Source organism: Betaproteobacteria bacterium (assembly GCA_016720925.1).
Taxonomy (GTDB): Bacteria; Pseudomonadota; Gammaproteobacteria; order Burkholderiales; family Usitatibacteraceae; genus UKL13-2.
Map to the genome: position 1 here is coordinate 412,116 of JADKJR010000003.1, position 19,527 is coordinate 431,642.

Annotated in this window: 12 protein-coding genes; 6 read left to right on the plus strand and 6 right to left on the minus strand. The window is 59.9% G+C overall.

The window, feature by feature from the left end; all coding sequences use genetic code 11:
- The first annotated feature begins 25 nt into the window (after positions 1–25).
- Complete coding sequence (locus IPP88_06050; GenBank protein ID MBL0122299.1) at positions 26–472, plus strand: transposase; 447 nt, start codon at positions 26–28, stop codon at positions 470–472.
- A gap of 368 nt (positions 473–840) precedes the next feature.
- Here the strand turns inward: IPP88_06050 and IPP88_06055 are convergent, their stop codons facing one another.
- From IPP88_06055 to ugpC, 6 genes are all read right to left on the minus strand, one after another.
- Entirely contained in the window at positions 841–3,579 is a 2,739-nt protein-coding gene (locus tag IPP88_06055) for a hypothetical protein (GenBank protein ID MBL0122300.1), read from the minus strand.
- An 8-nt stretch (positions 3,580–3,587) separates the two neighbouring features.
- Positions 3,588–5,114, minus strand: a complete 1,527-nt coding sequence (locus tag IPP88_06060; GenBank protein MBL0122301.1) for a glycoside hydrolase family 13 protein — start codon at positions 5,112–5,114, stop codon at positions 3,588–3,590.
- A gap of 71 nt (positions 5,115–5,185) precedes the next feature.
- On the minus strand, positions 5,186–6,076 hold the full coding sequence (malG, locus tag IPP88_06065) for a maltose ABC transporter permease MalG (protein MBL0122302.1): 891 nt from the start codon (positions 6,074–6,076) through the stop codon (positions 5,186–5,188).
- A 4-nt stretch (positions 6,077–6,080) separates the two neighbouring features.
- Positions 6,081–7,655, minus strand: a complete 1,575-nt coding sequence (gene malF / locus IPP88_06070) for a maltose ABC transporter permease MalF (GenBank protein MBL0122303.1) — start codon at positions 7,653–7,655, stop codon at positions 6,081–6,083.
- A 1-nt stretch (position 7,656) separates the two neighbouring features.
- The gene (gene malE, locus IPP88_06075) at positions 7,657–8,859 is read right to left on the minus strand and encodes a maltose/maltodextrin ABC transporter substrate-binding protein MalE (GenBank protein ID MBL0122304.1); all 1,203 of its coding nucleotides are present in this window, start codon (positions 8,857–8,859) and stop codon (positions 7,657–7,659) included.
- On the minus strand, positions 8,856–9,971 hold the full coding sequence (gene ugpC, locus IPP88_06080) for a sn-glycerol-3-phosphate ABC transporter ATP-binding protein UgpC (GenBank protein MBL0122305.1): 1,116 nt from the start codon (positions 9,969–9,971) through the stop codon (positions 8,856–8,858). The genes malE and ugpC overlap by 4 nt, the downstream gene beginning before the upstream one ends.
- A gap of 385 nt (positions 9,972–10,356) precedes the next feature.
- On the opposite strand from ugpC, the gene IPP88_06085 reads away from it, so the two are divergent.
- The 5 genes from IPP88_06085 to IPP88_06105 all read left to right on the plus strand — a co-directional run bounded on the left by IPP88_06085 (position 10,357) and on the right by IPP88_06105 (position 19,524).
- Complete coding sequence (locus tag IPP88_06085; GenBank protein MBL0122306.1) at positions 10,357–12,822, plus strand: glycogen/starch/alpha-glucan phosphorylase; 2,466 nt, start codon at positions 10,357–10,359, stop codon at positions 12,820–12,822.
- 13 nt (positions 12,823–12,835) lie between these two features.
- Complete coding sequence (gene glgB, locus IPP88_06090) at positions 12,836–15,082, plus strand: 1,4-alpha-glucan branching protein GlgB (protein MBL0122307.1); 2,247 nt, start codon at positions 12,836–12,838, stop codon at positions 15,080–15,082.
- Positions 15,083–15,098: 16 nt separating this feature from the next.
- Positions 15,099–17,222 (plus strand): glycogen debranching protein GlgX, encoded by a 2,124-nt coding sequence (gene glgX, locus IPP88_06095; GenBank protein ID MBL0122308.1) that lies wholly within the window; start codon positions 15,099–15,101, stop codon positions 17,220–17,222.
- 11 nt (positions 17,223–17,233) lie between these two features.
- Positions 17,234–18,754 carry a 4-alpha-glucanotransferase gene (gene malQ, locus IPP88_06100; protein MBL0122309.1) on the plus strand — a complete coding sequence of 507 codons (1,521 nt, stop codon included), beginning with the start codon at positions 17,234–17,236 and terminating at the stop codon, positions 18,752–18,754.
- Between the two features lie 92 nt (positions 18,755–18,846).
- Positions 18,847–19,524: a hypothetical protein gene (locus IPP88_06105; GenBank protein MBL0122310.1), complete on the plus strand. Its 678-nt coding sequence runs from the start codon at positions 18,847–18,849 to the stop codon at positions 19,522–19,524.
- Positions 19,525–19,527 lie beyond the last annotated feature (3 nt).

Consider the following 19,527-nt stretch of genomic DNA (forward strand, 5'->3'; position numbering starts at 1 on the left):
GACCGAGGCGCTGCTCAAGATCGTCGTGCTGCAGCAGCTGTACGGCAACCTGTCGGACGAAGAGATGGAATACTGCCTGCTGGATCCGACGAGCTGGCAGATCTTCACTGGACTCACCGGCCATCGGCATCTGCCCGATGCACGCACGATCTGGGCGTTCAAAATGCTGGCCCGGGAAGGTGGCGCCGAAGCGGTGCTCGAGATGCCCAAGGCCAAGGGACTGATTGACAGGGTGCAGAGGAAGGACGACCCGAACCGCTGCGACCAGACCGGCATTCACGCGCGCAACCGGACCCTGTCCAGGATTCGCTCACGCGTCGAGCACGTGTTCGGCGACTGGGTGCAATCGTCGGGAAAGACGCTGCGTAGCATCGGTAAAGTCCGCGCCAAGGCGCAGACCATCCTTCGTGCGTGCGTGTACAACTTGCGGCGTTGGGCGACGCTCGACAGGAGAGGTGCGTGTGGCGCCTGAGGAATCGGGGAAAACGTCCCGAAAAACGGGCGAATCATCTCGAAAAAACCCAGAAACAGAGAGAAAAACCGCTGATCAAAAACCTGGCCCCAGAAAATTCTCGCCAAAAAATTCATCAACAACGATGAAGGCGAAAATGGGGGTCGGGGTTCCTAATCGCCAATTCAAGACTGGCGGGGCGTGGGCCCCCCCCCCCCCCCCCCCCCCCCCACCCCCCCCCCCCCCCCCCCCCCCCCCCCCCCCCCCCCCCCCCCCCCCCCCCCCCTCCCCCCCCCCCGCCCCCCCCCCCCCAGAAATTGCCGTTGAGCAAGCCCCGCCAGCGCTAGAGTTCGCTAATATTGGCGGCTATATCGCGACGCACGTTTGCGCTATTTGCTGACCAGCACGATTCCAAATAGCGCAGGCACTTCTACCGTAATCGTGCCCGCGTTGATCGATACTCGGGCGCCGGTCAGTGCGTTCAGCAAAGTTTGAGTTTTCAATTCCATTGGAAGCTTTACGGTCACTGACTTTGCGGTCGTTGCATTGTTGGTCGCCGTGATCGCGGTTGCCTTGCCAAGGCGGCGAATATGCACAATCACGTTGTCATCGATATGCACGGGCGCATCCAGCGTGCCATGCCGCAATACCGCGTGGTCCTTACGCAGCTTGATGAGCCTTTTGAAATCGGCCAGCAGCGCGGTATCGGGTTTGCCGCCTTTGTCGGCCCACGGGTAGGGTGCGCGGTTGTACGGATCCTCACCGCCCGTCACCCCGACCTCGTCGCCGTAATACACCGCTGGCGAACCGGGATAAGTCATCTGAAAGAAGACCGCGAGGCGCAATCGCTGTTTCGCGGTTTCGATCTTCTCGGCGCCGGTCTTCTCGCCCTCGTAACCGAATATATGCAGTGACCGGGCCACGTCGTGGCCGGAGAGCAGGTTCATCAACGCATACAACGACTGTTGCGGATAGACCTCGCGGATCAGTTCAAGGTTGGGATACAACTGCCGCGCCTTGCCGCCGGCGGCATACTCGAGCACCGTGTTGCGAAAAATGTAATTCATGGTCGAGTCAAAGGTATCGCCGAGGAAGTACTTCGACGCATCGAACCACGTCTCGGCGATCGTCAATGCATCAGGCTTGTGGCGCTTGATCGCGGAGCGCCATTCGCGCCAGAAATCGTCGGGCACCCAGGGCGCCACATCCATGCGCCAACCGTCCGCGCCGCGGTCGAGCCACAGTTTCATCACAGAGTCGGGTGCACCATAGGCGAATTCGCGATAGGCCTTTGACGCCTTGTTGAGTTCTGGCAAGTCGAGTACGCCCACCCAGCCCTTGAATTGCCGGTTCGGGTCGGATTGCGACTCGTCAAACGTGAACCAACTCGCGTACGGCGAGTCGCGCCGGACCTTTCCGCCTTCGAAGGCACCCTTGCTTTGATACTTGCCATAGCGGTCAAAGTAAATCGAATCGCTGCCGACATGATTGAGCGATGTGTCGGGGATCACGCGGATGCCGCGCTTGTGCGCTTCCGCCGTCAGCTTTTCGAATTCCGCATTGGTGCCGAAGTGCGGATCGATATTCCGGAAGTCGGCGGTATCATATTTGTGATTGCTGGACGCACGAAACAGCGGTGTCATGTAAATGGTGTTGGCGCCGAGATCCGCGATGTAATCGAGCTTGTCGATGATGCCGGCAATGTCGCCGCCGAAAAAATCGTTGTTATAGACATCATCCGAGCCATCGCCCGTGCCGGCTTTCCAGGGTTTGTCCAGCCAGTTGCGGTGGAATTCCACGCCTTTGTCCTGGTAGGTGTCGACGCCGGGCCGCTGGTCATTTCTTGGATCGCCGTTGCGGAATCGATCCGGAAAAATGTAGTAGTGCACAGCGTCGCTGGCCCAGGCGGGGACGGTGAAATCGCGCGCATAAACGGTATGGCGAAAGCGCCGGATGGCTTTCGGCGTCGGGGGCGCATCGCTGATCAGTCCCACGCCGTTCGCGCCTTTCTCGCGCGTCCAGAATACCGACTGGCGATTATTCTGGTAGATGAATGTCTTGTCGCCGATCACAGTTTCAAAGTAGTAGCCGTAGACGCTCACTTCTTTGAAAGGAACTTCCGCCGCCCAGAATTCATGATCCGGATTTTTGGAGCGCGACATCGGCACCCGCGCGAGCGGCGCGTATTCCAGTACATCCTGATTGCCTTCGAGCCGGCGCTTTTCCAGTACCAACGTGACGCTCTTCACGCCAGCCTGGGCGGTCAAGCCAAACTTCACGGTGGTATTGGCAGGTACTGCGCCAAACGGCGACTTGTGTACAAGATCGCGCGAGTCATGCCGCACGCTCAATGCGATGGGATCGGTGATGGCCTGCTCGTTGGGGTCGGCGAACGACTTGGCGCCGATGGTAAGGAGCGGTTGCCCGCCGGCGAAGGCGACCCGCAGCGTTTGTTCCCCCTCAAATCCGAAATACAGATTGCCCACATCGGCTGCGTTGCTGCCTTTGGCGATTGGCAGCGCTTGATTGAATATTGCCGTTGCCGGCGCCCGATTCGAACCACCAAGCGTGTTGCCGCTGCTCCACGCCGCATCGGCAATCTTGAATTCGTGCCGCCCCTGCAGTTTTACGTTGAGATAGTAGGCGTCGCAACTGTAGGTGAATGCGTAGGTATCCTGTGCCGTCCAGTTGTTCATGCTGCCACGCAGGAAAAGCGCGGTTTCTCCCAGCGGCGGTGATGGGCATGTGGAGATACTGAGGGTGGCGTTGTCGGCTGGTGGCATATTCAATACGATCCTGTGCGTACCCTGAAATGTGAAATTGATGCCCGGTCCTTTGGGAAGCAACAGCCATGGCTTTCCCGCGTCAGCGGCATTCGCGCCAAAGTCGGCATCTTTCGACCATTCGTCATCGCCGATCTTGAAGGTGTGGGCGCCGGTGAGCGGCGCCACCAGTTCGAAACGGTTGCAGACATAGGTGAATCGCTGCGTGTCAGCGGCACTCCAGCTGTTAAAGGTGCCGCGCAAGTACAGTGAACGGCCACTCAGCGGGTCGGGCCGACAGGCCATCGCGGCCAGCTCCTGGGCGCCGGCGATGCCGGTGGCCAGCAGCAAAGCCGCCGCGAACATGCTGCGTTTCACTGTACCCGCTTGTATGAGCTATAGCCGCCGGGCGGCGAGACTTCCGGCACCAGCACGCGGAACGAGCCGGCCGGCACGGTCACCTGAAGGAGCGCAGTCATGATGTTGACCGCGGGTGCGGTGGTTGGCAGCAAGTCGATCATCTTGAACGGGTTCATCAGTTTTGAATTGGCCACCAGAACGGTTTCGGTAATGTCGGCCGGCCCGGGATTGGCAAGCACGATGACCGTGTCAGCGACACGATCGGTGTAGCGCTCGAAGCCCAGCAGCCGATCAGTGGTGACGAGACGGAAATTGCCGACCTTGAGCGCACGGTGCTTTTTGCGCAGCGCGATCAGTTGTTTCGTCCATCGCAGCGTCGGGCTGTCGGGCGTAACCAGGTCCCATCGCATCGGCGCGCGCATCTCTGGATCGTTGCCACCGGCCATGCCGATTTCGCCGCCGTAATACAGATTCGGCGAACCCGGCAGCGTGAACTGCAGCACTTGTGCCAACTGGCGCTGTGCATCGGTGGCCAACGCGCTGGCCAGCCGTTCGGTGTCGTGGTTGTCGAGATACACCCAGGACTTCAACAGGTGTTCAAAGTCGGATTCGCGCATCATGCGGTCGATCATCGCCGCACCTTGCCGTGGCGTGATGCGGCCGTCGACGAGGTGCAGCAGGATGTGACGCAGCGCGAAGTGCATCACGCCATCGACGGCCGGGAACCACTCTTTCGGATAACTGGCAATTTCGCCGACGACGAGCGAGCCGGACTTCTCACGATGCGCGGCGCGCGTGAGCTGGTCGAGATAATTGAAGCCGATATCGACCGCCACATCGAGGCGCCAGCCGTCGATGCCGTCGCGCAGGTAGCTGCGCACGACTGAATCGGGCTTGGCGTATACGTGATCGCGCACTTTGGGGTTTTCGAGATTGAGTTCAGGCAGGTTCTCTGCCAGCCACCAGGTGCGCGAACCACCGGCATGTTCCGGGCCAAACACGAACCAATCGCGGACCGGGCTCCTGGGGTCCGCTTCCGCCTGCTTGAACAGAGGTGAATTGCGTCCCATATGATTGAACACGCCGTCGAGCACCAGCTTCATGCCGCGCCGGTGCACATCCTGCGCAAGCCGCTTAACGTCAGCCCGGGTGCCAAACTCGGGCGATACCTGGTCATAGTGGAGCGCGTCGTACTTGTGGTTGGTGTAGGCGAGGTGGATCGGGTTCAGATAAAGCACGTCAGCGCCGAGTTGCTGCACGTGGTCTAGCCGCGTCGTCATGCTTTGCAGATCTCCGCCCCAGAAATCGATTTCATGGCTCCAGACCTTTGCGTCCGCCAGGTAGGTGCCACGCGTCGGGACCTCGTTCCATTTGCGCAGGATCTTCGGCGCAGGGTACAGATGTCGCTTGGCCTCGAGGTTGGCCGGTGGCGCAAAGCGATCGACCAGTACCTGGTAAACGATGGCGCCGTTGCGCCAGTCCTTCTCACGTGCTTCAAAAGTGCCAGCGAGTTCGCGATCAAAACGGTTGGCGCTGGGCATGGCGGGCTGGGCGTGGGCGACAACACAGATTGTGGCCGCCGTCACGGCGACGATTTTTTTCAACATTCCTTTCAACCTTTGACTCCTCCCGCAGTCAGTCCGGACACAATCCAGCGTTGCGCGGCAAGAAATACCAGCGTGATCGGCAGCCCTGAAAGCACGGCTGCGGCGGCAAAGTCTCCCCAAAGGTACTTCTGTTCGTAAAGGTAGAACTTCGATCCCACGGCAAGCGTGAGGTTCGGCTCTTCGCGCAGCAGAATCGACGCCACCGGGTATTCGATGATGGTGCCGATGAAGGCGAGCACGAATACCACCATCAGGATCGGCACGGCCATCGGCAGCAGGACGAATCGGAATGCCTGCCAGTGGGTGGCGCCGTCAACCTTGGCGTTTTCTTCGATCTCGGTCGGAATGGTTTCGAAGTAGCCCTTGATGGTCCAGATGTGCATCGCCACACCGCCCAGATAGGCGACGATCACGCCCGCATGGGTCTCGATTCCGAGCCAGGGGATGAGCGCGCCGATGCCTTCGAAGATTGCGTAGATGGCCACCAGCGCCACCGCCACCGGAAACATCTGCAGCAGAAGCATGCTGTTGAGAATGGTGTTCTTGTGCGCGAACTTCAAACGCGCGAACGCATAGGCAGCCGTGGTGGAAATGGCGACGATCAGGAAGGCGGAGATGGTGGCGATCTTGATCGAGTTCCACAGCCACATCAGCACGGGGAAAGGCGGCTGCACCACTGTGCCGTCGGGCTGCTTGTAGGGGATGCCAAGCGCCAGTTGCCAGTGTTCGAAGCTGATGGTGGAAGGGATCAGCGAGCCGGTGGAAAAATTGCCCGGACGCAGCGAAATGGAAACCACCGCGAGTAGCGGAAACAGTGTAATCGCGATCAATAGGCAGAGCCCGGCATGCGCGGCCCAGACGCGCCAGCGTTGACTCTTTCCGGTGACGATGGCCATGTTGCTATCCTTTCCGTTCGTTGACTTGCGCGAGCTTGAGGTTGGCCAGCGACATCAGCGCCACCATGAAGAAGATCAGCGTGGAAATTGCCGCGGCGAGGCCGAAATTGGTGCCGGCATCGGTGAATGCGATGCGGTATGTATACGACACCAGGATGTCCGTCGTGCCTGCCGGCAGCTTGGTGTTCAGGTAATCGGGCCGGCCATCGGTAAGGAGGGAAATCAGCACGAAATTATTGAAGTTGAAGGCGAAGGCGGAAATCAGTAGCGGCGTCAGCGGCTTGGCGATCAGCGGTACCGTGATGTTGAAAAAATTGGTGAGCGGCTTGGCGCCGGCGATCGCCGAGGCTTCGTACAGGTCGGCCGGGATCGCCTTGATCAGTCCTGTGCACAGCACCATGATGTACGGGTAACCCAGCCAGGTGTTGACGATGAGGATCATCGTCTTGGCGAGAAACGGATCGGCGAACCACGCCGGACGGATGCCGAACACGGCATTGAGAATCGCGTTGATCTCGCCGAAGTTCTGGTTGAACAAGCCTTTGAAGATCAGGATGGAAATGAAGCCCGGCACGGCGTAGGGCAGGAACAGCAGCGTGCGGTACAGCGTGCGGTAGCGCAGCGCTTCCCAGTTCAACACCACCGCAAGTGTCATGCCGAGCGCGGTGGAGAACAGGACGGTCAGGCCGGCAAAGATCACCGTCCAGATGAAGATCGAGATAAAAGGTCCGCGGAAATCGGGGTCGAACAGCATGCGGCTGTAGTTGGTGAGGCCGACACCGACCTTGAAGCCGGGCTGCATGCGCTCGCCCTGTGCCGTTTCAAAAAAACCGGTCCGGTGATTCGGTGTGTAAATCGTGCCGGTCGATAATTGCCTGAGTGCGCCATCGGCGACTGATTCCCAAAGTGGTTCAATAGAACCAAACTCACGCAGCCCCGCGTAGCGGATCACCTTGCCTCCAGGCAGGGCTAGTCTGAAAGTCGCCAGCGCGTCGCGATGCGCAATCACCTCGCGCAGTGCGAGCGGCGCACCTGCTGGCAACGGCATGCCGTCGCTGACCGATTGCATCGCGACCGGTGATCGCGTTGCGTCCGCGCGATCGAGTTGCAACGGCGGCGACAAGTAGCGCGTCGCGGCCAGCGCGCCTTCTGTTGGGGTCAGCAGGATGCGCAATGCACCGCTCGCCCCGCTTGCGTCGCCCTCCGCATGCAGCGTGAATCCGAACGCATTATCCTCGTCCACGGTGGTCTGGTCGAGCAGGTACGCGCGGGCGCGTTCAATACTTAGCAGGTTGCTCGCCGAGTAATTGGTGAAGCCGATCTGCATGGTGTACAGCAACGGGAACGCCACAAACACCAGCATTCCCGCCACGCCGGGAAACAAATAGCGCCACGCGAGCGTGCGGGCCGATGCGTAGATGTAGATCGAGATTCCGCCGAACGCCAGCAGTACGACTGCCCATACGGGCTGGCCGGCGCCATACAGGCCGATCATGAGCCAGAGCAGGGCAAGAGAGGCGCTGCCGACGACCGGCCACCTGACCCAGGATGCCGATCCTGATTTGGCGCTTGCCTTCATCTCATTTCACCTGCATGCGCGCGGCCGCGCCGTCGAGTGCGTCTTTGGGCGACTGGCGGCCGTTGGTGATGGCTTCGAGCGCGGCATCCATAGCGGGAAAGAAGCGGCCCATCTCGGGGATATTGGGAATCGGCTCGCCTGCCAGCGCGTTGGCCATGGTCGCGCGGATCTGCGGGTCGGCCGACAGTTCCAGGAAGTAGGCCTTATTTGCTGGCGTGCCGAGTGCGACGTCGGCGGAAATTGTCTTCAGGCTGTCAATACGCAACAGATGATTCTCGATGAACTCGCGGGCGATGTCCTTGACCTTGCTGGGTGCGGCAATCATGCAGCCGAGCACGCCGACAAATGGCTTGGACGGCTTGCCGCCGACGCTGGGAATGGGAGCGACGCCAAAGTCAATATTGCTCTTCTTCAAGTTGTCCCATGCCCACGGGCCGGAGATCATCATTGCGATTTCGCCGCGATTGAACCCGCCTTCCATCTCGGCGTAGCGCGCCCCCTTGGGCATATGCCCGTCGCGCACCAGCCGGTCGAGCATTTCGGCACCCTGCAAGGCGCCTGGCGTGTTGACTCCCACCACCTTCGGGTCGAGCGCGCCCTGCGGCGTGCGGGCGAAAATGAAGCCGCCCGGCCCGGCCAGCATCGGCCATGTAAAGAAGGACTTGTTGTAGTCCCAGAGAAGCGCTTTTTTGCCCTGCGCTGACAGGATCTTGTCGAGCGCAATCACTTCGTCGAAGCTGGTTGGCGGGGCCTTCACCAGCGCCTTGTTGTAGATGAGCCCGATGGCCTCGATCGCCAGCGGATAACCCCAGACCTGTCCCTTGTAGGTAAACGCCGACCAGGCCGATGGCTCGATCTCTTCGCGGATACGTCTGGGTGCTTTCACCGGCACGATCAGCCCCGATTTGGCCCACTCGCCGGCACGGTCGTGCGGCCAGCAGAAAATGTCCGGCCCCTTGCCCGCGCCCGCCGCCGCCTGGAACTTGTCGGTCGCGCCTTCCGGGTGTTGAACCACTACCTTCACGCCAGAGATCTTTGTAAAGGCATCGCCCACCGCCTGCAGGCCGTTGTACCCCTTGTCGCCGTTGATCCAGATAAGCAGCTTGAGTTTGTCCTCCGCTCGCGCGGCATGCCCGGCGCACAATACCGCCAGCGCCCACAGCAACGCGCCAATGACTGCGCTCCGCTTCCAGCGGTTGCTCATGCGGCGTGCTGCTTGTCTGCCGCGACGTGACGCCGGAAGGCGCGACCGTCGGCGTCGAACAGATAGCATGACTCGGCCGGCAGCGATAGCGTGAGCCGGTCGCCGTTGTTCAGTCGCATGCGGCCATCGAGTTCGCAGGTGAGCGCTTCCTCCACACCGGGGTACGCGCAGTACGCATGCGTGCTGCTGCCGAGCGATTCAACGAAGGTCACGCTGGTTTCGATCGCATTGTCCGCCACACCTGTGACCAGGTGCTCTGGCCGTATGCCCAGTGTGACCTTGTCTCCCGGATTTGCGGCGACTGCATTGACATCGCAACGGATCAAAGCGCCGGTGCCGAGTATGACCGTCGTATGCGAGGTGCTGGCGGCAACGACTTCGGCGGCGATGAAGTTCATCCTCGGCGAGCCGATGAAGCCTGCGACAAAGAGATTGTCCGGGTGTTCGTATAACTCCAGCGGCGACCCGACCTGCTCGATCTTGCCCGCCGACAGTACAACGATGCGGTTGGCCAGCGTCATTGCTTCGACCTGATCGTGCGTCACGTAGATCATCGTGGTCTTGAGATCTTCGTGCAGCTTGGCGAACTCGTAGCGCATGCGCACTCGCAACGCAGCGTCGAGGTTGGAGAGCGGCTCGTCGAACAGGAAGACTTCGGGCTTGCGCACAATTGCACGGCCGATGGCGACCCGCTGGCGCTGTCCGCCGGAAAGGTCTTTCGGTTTGCGCTGCAACAGGTGTTCGATGTGCAGGATCTTCGCGGCGTTATTGACTGCGGTATCGATCTCGGCCTGGGGCATCTTGGCGAGCTTCAAGCCAAAGGCCATGTTGTCGAAAAGATTCATGTGCGGATACAGAGCATACGACTGGAAAACCATCGCAATGCCGCGCTCGGCTGGCGGAACGTCGTTGACGGGGCGTCCGCCAATGGCAAGCTCGCCGCCAGTGATATCTTCAAGTCCGGCGATGACCCGTAGCAACGTGGACTTGCCGCAGCCGGACGGACCGACGAATACCATGAATTCGCCGTCGCGCACGTCCAGGTTGATGTCGCGCAGCACAGGCACGTCACCGAAGGACTTCTGTACGTTTACCAATCGCACGCCTGCCATGAGATTCCTCCGGGGGCACCAAAAGATGGCACCCGTATTGCTTCGTTATTCTAATCAACAATATCGGGTCAAGAGCCCGTTAAGTAATAAATATACAACAATAGCCGATCTCGTACAACGATGTTGGAGTGGATAATGTTTTAATACTGTTTTAAAAACAATGACATAGTTGTTTATTGCTGTTTTATTATGTAGGATAACTACATATTTCTTGGGTAATTCGAGATAGAATTCATCTTGTGGCACTTCGCAATGAGATTATTGCTGCTCTATGATGGCGGCCTTTCAAACCTCATCACCACTGCTCTGCTGCTGGAGGGGCGGTGAAATACGGCGCGACGACAAAAGGCATCATCGTGCCGGAAACACGGAAGGAAAAAAGATTATGACGAGTTCGCTCAAATCCAAGGTCACTGAGGCCATACAAAAAGCGCGGGGCAACAATACAAATCAGCTGGCCGATTTGTTTCGCGATGCCTACCGGCGCGAGCTTGCGCAAAGAAGCGATGCTGGCAGCGCGATCGCCAGCATGAATGCAGCGGCCATCGCCAGCCGCACCATTCTTGCCGACCGCTGGGCCCGCACGCAGGCGGAGGACTCCCGCCGGACCGAAGGGCGCCGGGTCCACTACCTCTCGATGGAATTCTTGATGGGGCGTGCATTGAGCAACGCGCTTTCGGCGCTGCACCTCGACAAAGATATCGCCGCGGTACTGGGAAAGGCCGGTCCGAATCTTGGACAGGTGTTGGAAAGCGAGTCAGACGCGGCATTGGGAAATGGCGGGCTTGGTCGTCTGGCGGCTTGTTTTCTGGATTCATTTGCGACCTTGGGTCTGCCCTCGTTTGGTTACGGCCTGCGCTATGAGAATGGCATGTTTGCCCAACGCATCCAGGATGGCCGCCAGGTGGAAGTGCCGGATGAGTGGCTGACCAACGGCAATCCGTGGGAGCAGGAGCGCAATGAGCTGAAGTTTCCCATCGGATTCGGTGGTGTGGTCACGGGCGAGGCTGGCGTACGCCGCTGGAATCCCGCGGAACAAATCATCGCGCATGCCATTGATTTCGTGGTGCCCGGCCATGGCACCGAGCGCGTATCGACCTTGCGCCAATGGAAGGCAGTTGCCGCCCGGCCGATCGATTTCGCCACTTTTTACCGGGGCGAGCATGCGTCCAGCGCGGCGCATCGGCAATCAGCGGACACCCTGAACTGGGTGCTGTACCCGGACGACAGCACGCGTGCGGGCCGCGAATTGCGCTTGAGGCAGGAGTTCTTCCTCGTCAGCGCCTCGCTGCAGGACATGCTCACGCGACACCTGCGCGAACATGACGACATCCAGTCCTTCGGGAAATGGAATGCCGTGCATCTCAATGACACGCACCCGGCGCTGGCGCCGGCGGAGTTGATGCGATTGCTGGTGGATGAATATGGCCTCGTTTGGGAAGACGCGTGGCGTGTTACCGGCCAGGCCGTCAGTTATACCAACCATACATTGATGCCCGAGGCGCTCGAAACCTGGCCGGTGCACATGTTCCAGAGCCTGTTGCCACGCCATCTCGAAATCATCTTTGAGATCAACCGGCGTTTTCTGAACGAAGTCCGGTTACGTTCCCCGGGCGATGACGCGATGATCAAGCGCATTTCTCTCATCGATGAAACCGGTGAGCGCCGTGTACGCATGGCATTCCTCGCGATCGTGGCATCGCGCAAGGTCAACGGCGTGTCCGCGTTGCATTCCAAATTGATGGTTCAAACCATTTTCGCCGACTTCGCCGCGATTTGGCCGGACCGCTTCATGAATGTGACCAACGGGGTCACGCCGCGCCGTTGGCTGATGCAGGCCAATCCGGATTTGGCGGCATTGCTGGACCGCCACATTGGGTTGGATTGGCGTACCGACCTCGAGCAGTTAAGGGTATTAAAGGCAAAGGCCTCACAGAAAAAAATCGGCGAGGAATTCCTGAAGTCCAAACAAGCCAACAAGGTGCGGCTTGCCGAGTACATTCGCCGTGAACTCGGTATTGTGGTGGATCCGACGAGCCTGTTCGATGTGCAGGTCAAGCGCATCCACGAATACAAGCGGCAGTTGTTAAACGTGTTGCACGTTGTCGCGCGCTATCAGGCCATCGTCGCGGATCCGAATGCCGCCTGGATACCCCGTACCGTGATTTTCGCCGGCAAAGCGGCGTCCGCCTACCATACGGCGAAACTTATCATCCAGCTCATCCACGACGTAGCGCGGGTCGTAAACAGTGATTCGCGCGTGGGCGATCGCTTGAAGGTCATCTTCCTGCCCAACTACAGCGTATCGCTTGCGGAGCGCATCATTCCGGCGGCCGACCTGTCGGAACAGATTTCCACCGCAGGCACGGAGGCCTCGGGCACCGGCAACATGAAATTTGCGCTCAACGGCGCGCTGACCATCGGCACGTGGGATGGCGCCAATATCGAAATGGCGCAGGCAATGGGCGAAGAAAACATGTTTGTGTTTGGACTGCGCACCGATACCGTCGTCAAGATGAAAGAACTGGGGTATGACCCCCGGCTTTTCGTCGAGCAGAATTTTCAGCTGAAGCACGTGATTGATGCAATTGCAACCGGCGATTTCTCACCGGGAGATCCCGCGCGCTATCGCGCGCTGGCCGATAACCTGCTCAATCGAGATACCTATATGCTGATGGCGGACTTCGCGGATCTGGTGACGACGCAGTTAAAGGTCGACGCCTTGTTCGCGTCGCCTGACGCCTGGGCCGCCATGGCGCTCCGCAACGTGGCGGGAATGGGCTGGTTCTCCACGGATCGCACGATTCGCGAATATGTGCAGAATGTCTGGAGCGCAACCGGGCCACGCTGAGTCATACTCATGTATGTGGCGGTTCCCTTCAGGGAATGGAGCCCGTTCAAGAATAACAGAGAGGCTTTCGCACTTGCTGTCAGATGTTGAAGTCAGCGCCCTTGTCGGCGCGCACCATTCGGATCCGTTTGCCGTGCTGGGCATGCACGCGGATGGATCCGGCGCGCTATGGATTCGCGCACTTTTGCCAGGTGCCGCAACCGTCGCGATTCAGGATACAGCCACCGGACGCCGCATTGCGGCGATTGGCCTGCGCCATCCCGATGGCCTGTTCGAAGGGATAATCCCGCGGCGCCGCAAGCGCTTCGATTATCGCTTGCAGGTGCAATGGGCGTCCGGTGATAGCGGCATTTACGCGGACACCTTCAGCTTTGGTCCGCAACTGCGCGATCAGGATCTATATTTTCTCGGCGAAGGCAGTCATCTTCGGCCATTTGAGGTGCTCGGCGCGCATTCCTTGACCGTCGGTGAGGGACGCCATGCGGTGGATGGTGTGCGCTTTGCCGTCTGGGCGCCCAATGCACGGCGGGTCAGTGTTGTGGCGGATTTCAATAATTGGGATGGCCGTCGCCACCCGATGCGCTCGCGCGGCTCATCCGGCATTTGGGAATTGTTCGTGCCCCACGCAGCGGCGGGCGACCATTACAAGTTCGAAATAATAGGACGCGATGGAAAGCTCCTGCCACTCAAGGCTGATCCGTATGCACGCGCCGCGCAAATGCGGCCCGAGACGGCAAGCATTGTCGCCGCCATGCCGCTGCGCCAGGCATTGCCGGCCGAATGTTCGACCGCCAACAATCGCTCCGCACCCATATCCATTTACGAAGTCCACCTGGGTTCGTGGAAACGGACGCAATATGGATTTCCGACTTGGGACGAATTGGCGGAGTCGTTGCCGGGCTACGCCGCCGACCTGGGCTTCACGCACATCGAACTGCTCCCGGTCAGCGAGCATCCCTACGACGGGTCGTGGGGTTATCAGACGCTTGGCATGTATGCACCGACCTCACGGTTCGGATCACCGGAGGGATTTGCGCGTTTCGTCAAGGCCTGCCGGGCGCGTGGCCTCGGGATCCTGTTGGACTGGGTGCCGGCGCATTTTCCCAGTGACGCGCATGGCCTCGCCCAATTCGATGGCACGGCCCTTTTCGAGTATGCCGATCCGCGCGAGGGCTTCCACCGCGACTGGAACACACTGATCTATAACTTTGGCCGAACCGAAGTGCGCAATTTCCTGATCGGCAGCGCGCTGTATTGGATCGAGTGTTTTGGTGTTGACGGCCTGCGGGTGGATGCGGTCGCATCCATGTTGTACCGCGACTACAGCCGGCCCGCCGGGGAGTGGGTGCCCAATGCACAGGGCGGGCGCGAAAACCTCGAGGCCATTTCGTTTGTAAAGCGCGTCAATGAAGTGGTAGGAACGCATTGCCCGGGCGCCATCATGGTGGCCGAGGAGTCGACCGCATTCCCGGGTGTTTCCGCGCCGACCTACGCCGGGGGCCTCGGCTTTCACTACAAGTGGAACATGGGCTGGATGAACGACACGCTGCGGTACATGCAGGAAGACCCGGTGCATCGCCGCTTTCACCATGACAAGATGACCTTCGGCATGATTTACGCGTTCAGCGAAAATTTTGTGCTGCCGATTTCGCATGATGAAGTGGTGCACGGCAAGGGTTCCCTGTTGTCCAAAATGCCGGGTGACGAATGGCAGCGATTTGCCAACCTGCGCGCGTACTACGGTTTCATGTGGGGCCATCCGGGCAAGAAGCTGCTCTTCATGGGACAGGAATTCGCGCAGCCCGGCGAGTGGAATCATGAAGATGGTTTGCCATGGGCGTTGCTTTCGGACTCGCGTCACGCCGGCGTGCATCGACTGGTGCGCGACCTGAACCGGCTCTATCGCCACTATCCGGCGCTGCATCGACTCGATTGCGAATCGCGTGGCTTTGAGTGGCTGGTATCGCAAGATGCCGCGCAATCGGTGTTTGCCTGGGTGCGACGCGACGGCAAGGGCGCGCAGATGCTGGTTGTGTGCAATTTCACGCCGGTACCGCGTGAGGGCTATCGCATCGGCGTGCCGGACGGAGCCGGCAAATGGGCGGAACTGTTGAATACCGATTCCGCGCTTTATGGGGGCAGCAATCTCGGCAATGGTTCGGCGTCGCTGACGGTTGATCCGGTCACCGCGCAGGGACATGCGCAGTCCTTGAAGCTGACGCTGCCACCGTTGGCGACCCTGTTTCTCGCGCCCGCGTGACGTCATCGCAAAAAACATGAATGCGAAAAACTCCCTGCCCGAAATGATTGATGAGGGCCGTCAGGAACCGATGGGGTCGCTTGCGCGTGATGGCGGTGTGAACTTCGCCGTATTCTCGCAACACGCAGCTCGAATCGAGCTCTGTTTGTTTGATACCAGTGGCACACGCGAATTGCGGCGCTATGCCCTGCATGGGCCGCGAGATGGGGTGTTTCATGGCTTCCTGCCCGGTGTCGGCCCGGGGCTTGTTTACGGTATCCGGGCACATGGTCATTACGCGCCCGAATCGGGCCACCGTTTCAATCCGCACAAACTGTTGCTCGATCCTTGGGCGCGGGAAATCGTCGGGCACTTCGGCTGGCGTGCAGAACATCACGGCTATGAAGTAGGTCACCCGGAAGGACCGCGGTCTTTTGACGCTCGCGACAACGCCGCGCACGCGCTCAAGGCACGCGTCGCTGCGCCTTCGGGAATTGCGCCCGGGACGTTGAACGCGCCGCGACATGCATCCGCCGAGGTCGTGCTCTATGAGGTGCATGTCAAAGGATTTTCGATGACGCACCCCGATATTCCTGCAACCATGCGCGGCACATACTCTGCGCTCGCGCATCCCGCATCGATTGCACACTTCAAAGCTTTGGGTGTGACGACCTTGTCGCTGCTGCCGGTACAGTACTGCGTAGATGAGGCCGCGCTGGTGGATCGCGGCATGCGCAACTACTGGGGTTACAACACGCTGGGATTTTTCTGCCCGGATCCGCGCCTTGCCATGTCACGCGATGATCCCGCCGCCGTGACTGCCGAGTTTCGGCAGATGATTGATACCCTGCATATGCACGGACTTGAAGTGGTCATGGACGTGGTCTACAACCATACGCCGGAAGGTAACGAGTTTGGACCAACGCTGAGCTTTCGAGGCCTCGACAATGCCAGTTGGTACCGGTTGGTCGGCAACGACAAAAGTCACAGCGAGAATCTGACCGGCTGCGGAAATACGCTCAACGTGGAACATCCCCGCGTGACTCAGTTCGTGCTCGATTCGCTGCGCTACTGGGTGCAGGAAATGGGTGTGGACGGTTTTCGTTTTGATCTCGCCCCGGTCCTCGGCAGGCGGCATCACGGATTTGATCCCTACGCGGCCTTCTTTGTCGCGCTTCAGCAGGATCCGATCCTCGCGCGCGTGCACCTGATCGCCGAGCCGTGGGACGCCGGCTATGACGGCTATCAACTCGGCCGATTTCCCGGTCGCTTCCTTGAGTGGAACGACAAGTTCCGCGATTCGATACGCGGCTACTGGTTGCAGACGGGTGTGTCGCGAGGTGAATTGGCGAGGCGTTTTACCGCATCGAACGATTTGTTTCATCATGGCCAGCGCCGGCCGACAGCGTCGGTAAATTTCGTGGCGGTACATGACGGCTTCACGCTTGCGGACGTTGTCAGCTACAGCAAGAAGCACAATCAGGCCAATGGCGAGGACAACCGCGATGGCCGCGACAATGAGCTCTGCGCGAACTTTGGCGCGGAGGGTCCCGTCGCAGATGCCGCGATTCTCGCAACCCGGAAACGCGTGCAGCGGGCGATGGCGATGACAATGCTGCTCGCACAGGGTACGCCCATGCTTTGCGCAGGTGATGAGATCGGCAACAGCCAGCAGGGTAACAATAACGCCTACTGCCAGGACAATGCGACGGGCTGGCTCGACTGGACAACAGCCGACAACACACTCCAGAAGTTTATTGCCGAAGTGATCGCGCTGCGTCGCGCAGAATCGCTACTGCGACACGACCGCTGGTTCGTCGCGCACAACGCGGCACCGGGCGACGCCACCGTCACGTGGTACACGCCGGGCGGGCACGAAATGCAGATGCATGATTGGCATGACCACGGGAATCACGCATTTGGCTGCCGCATCACGACCGCGGCCGCGGAATCCGTTGAGCCGGGCGATTCGCTGATGATCTGCCTGAATCCGGAGCCACACGCGATTGCGTTTTCATTGCCGCCGGGTCGTTGGCAAATTGCCTTGGACAGTAGCGGTGATCTTGTCCGCGACGCGGCGATTGCGCCATCCCGTGAATTGTCCTTGCCGCCGCGTGCCGTCGTTATATTGCGTGCGTTGGCTTCCACAAATTCCGATTGAAAGAAACGCGTATGGCTATCCTCCAGGAGCGCAGTTCCGGCATTTTGCTGCATATCACTTCATTGCCCGGTCCGTATGGCGTTGGAGACTTCGGGCCCGAATCCCGCCACTTTGTCGACTGGCTGGTTTCGGCGGGCCAGAAGGTCTGGCAACTGTTGCCAACAACACCAATCGGGCCGGCGAACTCACCTTACCAGGGCGTTTCCGCTTACGCCGGCAGTCAATGGATGGTGGCGCTTGAGCCGTTGATCGAGCGCGGATGGCTGGCTACGCCGGTGTTGCCGGAAGCCGGATTTAACGCAAGGCAAGCGGACTTCGGCCGCGTACTGCCGTGGCGTGAAGCGCAACTGCGCGAGGCAGCGGCGGGTTTTCTTTCGCGCGCTGTTTCGGCAGATCGTCTGGCCCTTGCTGCCTGGTGCGCAAGCGAAGCAGCGTGGCTCGACGACTATGCGCTCTTCATGGCGATCCGGTCGCCGCGCAATGGCCAGCCTTGGTGGGAATGGCCGGCGCCGTTGGCACGGCGCGAACCGGCCGCGTTGAAGGCCGCACGCATCGAATACGCGCAGGAAATCGCCTTCTGGCAGTTCGTGCAATGGTGCTTCGACACGCAGGCGAAAGCGCTCAAGTTATACGCCAACCAGCGCGGCGTGGCCATCATGGGTGACTTGCCGATCTTCGTCGCGCACGACAGCGCGGACTGCTGGTCGCGTCCTGACCTCTATTTTCTCGACGACAATTTTCAAACCACGGTGGTGGCCGGCGTGCCACCTGACTCCATGGGGCCGCTGGGCCAGCGCTGGGGGAATCCGCTCTATCGCTGGGACCGCATGGCCGATGAGGGTTTCGCCTGGTGGATTTCGCGCGTGCGCCGCGCGCTGGAACAGGCTGACGTAATTCGCATCGACCACTTCCGCGGCTTTGCCGGGTACTATGAAATCCCCGCAAGCAGTCCCGATGCGACGCAAGGCCGCTGGGTACCCGCGCCGGGCAAGGCATTGTTCGCGGCCATCGAGCACGCCTTGGGCAAGCCCCCCATCGTGGCCGAGGACTTGGGCTTGATCACGCCCGACGTCATCGAATTGCGCGATGGCTGCGGCCTGCCCGGCATGCGCATCCTGCAGTTTGGATTCGGCGGCGATGGCACGCACGAATTCCTGCCGCACAACTACGTGCCCAATACCGTGGTCTATTCCGGCACGCACGACAACGACACCGCGCGCGGCTGGTGGGACCACACCAACGATCGCGAGCGCGCCTTTGCGGGCAGTTACCTGATGGCTGACGCCCACAACATCCACTGGGCAATGATTCGCGCCGCCTGCAATTCCGTCGCCAATATGGCCGTGTTTCCGATGCAGGATGTGCTTGGGCTGGAAGGCAGTCACCGCATGAACATCCCAGGCACGGGTGACGGAAATTGGAGCTGGCGGTTCGAGTGGAGTATGGTGGGGAGTGAAGCGGCGCGGGAATTGGGCGTGATCGCGGCGGGCAGCGGACGCGGGCGCTTTGAGTTGTTGGGATTGCCGGGGTAGCGTCAGCGAAAATTGTGACGAGCTTCGTCGTGCGGGCTAATTTTTTTGGCCGCAAAAGTGAAAAGTCGTAGTTAAATCAAACAGAGGCTGCAATGGAATGGACTGATGAACGGCTGGAACCACTTACGTCGGTGGAACTGAAAAATCTGCTCAACAACGTAGGTACGCGACGCGCAGCGGGACGCGTGTCGACGGAGGATGCCGATGACCTTTGCCGGCGCATTGAGGCGCGCATGTCGGCGGTTCGCAAAGCGAGATTTCACAGTACGCGCCCGCCGCGTCCCATGACATTCGAAAAGCGTGTGGCCATTGAGTTGGGGGGTATCGCCGAGGCGTTGGCGAAGCGCTACGATCTTTCGCCGGCAACGGCACGCAATCTCTCAGTCGGCGCCAAGAACTTCAAAGCGCACAACTTGACGGCGAAAAATGGCGAGGCCAAGACTGGTGGCGCCATGAAAGAGGGCAAGCTTGCGATTGATCGCTACATTTCCTACCGCGTCGGTGAATCCCTGGTTTCACTGGCATTCATCCTGTTCAAGGATGAGCCGGAAGAAAACGCTCGCTACTACGTCATTGGCACCGATGACGTCATGACGGAAGGGCAGCGGTTTGCGGAATTACTGGCCGACAAGACGGGATATGGTTGGTCTCCGGCTTTCACGGCGAGAATGAATGTCGCTTGTTTTGAGGAATCAGGTTTGGCGACCGTAGCCTACGAGGCACTGATCGCGAAACTTGCGCCGGCCCTCGACGCGAAACAAAAAATCTAGCAC

What these genes read in the sequence shown, in the direction of transcription:
- IPP88_06055 (MBL0122300.1), bottom strand. Translation starts at nt 3,579, where the DNA reads ATGTTCGCGGCGGCTTTGCTGCTGGCCACCGGCATCGCCGGCGCCCAG.
- IPP88_06060 (MBL0122301.1), bottom strand. Translation starts at nt 5,114, where the DNA reads ATGCCCAGCGCCAACCGTTTTGATCGCGAACTCGCTGGCACTTTTGAA.
- malG (MBL0122302.1), bottom strand. Translation starts at nt 6,076, where the DNA reads ATGGCCATCGTCACCGGAAAGAGTCAACGCTGGCGCGTCTGGGCCGCG.
- malF (MBL0122303.1), bottom strand. Translation starts at nt 7,655, where the DNA reads ATGAAGGCAAGCGCCAAATCAGGATCGGCATCCTGGGTCAGGTGGCCG.
- malE (MBL0122304.1), bottom strand. Translation starts at nt 8,859, where the DNA reads ATGAGCAACCGCTGGAAGCGGAGCGCAGTCATTGGCGCGTTGCTGTGG.
- ugpC (MBL0122305.1), bottom strand. Translation starts at nt 9,971, where the DNA reads ATGGCAGGCGTGCGATTGGTAAACGTACAGAAGTCCTTCGGTGACGTG.
- IPP88_06085 (MBL0122306.1), top strand. Translation starts at nt 10,357, where the DNA reads ATGACGAGTTCGCTCAAATCCAAGGTCACTGAGGCCATACAAAAAGCG.
- glgB (MBL0122307.1), top strand. Translation starts at nt 12,836, where the DNA reads ATGTGGCGGTTCCCTTCAGGGAATGGAGCCCGTTCAAGAATAACAGAG.
- glgX (MBL0122308.1), top strand. Translation starts at nt 15,099, where the DNA reads ATGAATGCGAAAAACTCCCTGCCCGAAATGATTGATGAGGGCCGTCAG.
- malQ (MBL0122309.1), top strand. Translation starts at nt 17,234, where the DNA reads ATGGCTATCCTCCAGGAGCGCAGTTCCGGCATTTTGCTGCATATCACT.
- IPP88_06105 (MBL0122310.1), top strand. Translation starts at nt 18,847, where the DNA reads ATGGAATGGACTGATGAACGGCTGGAACCACTTACGTCGGTGGAACTG.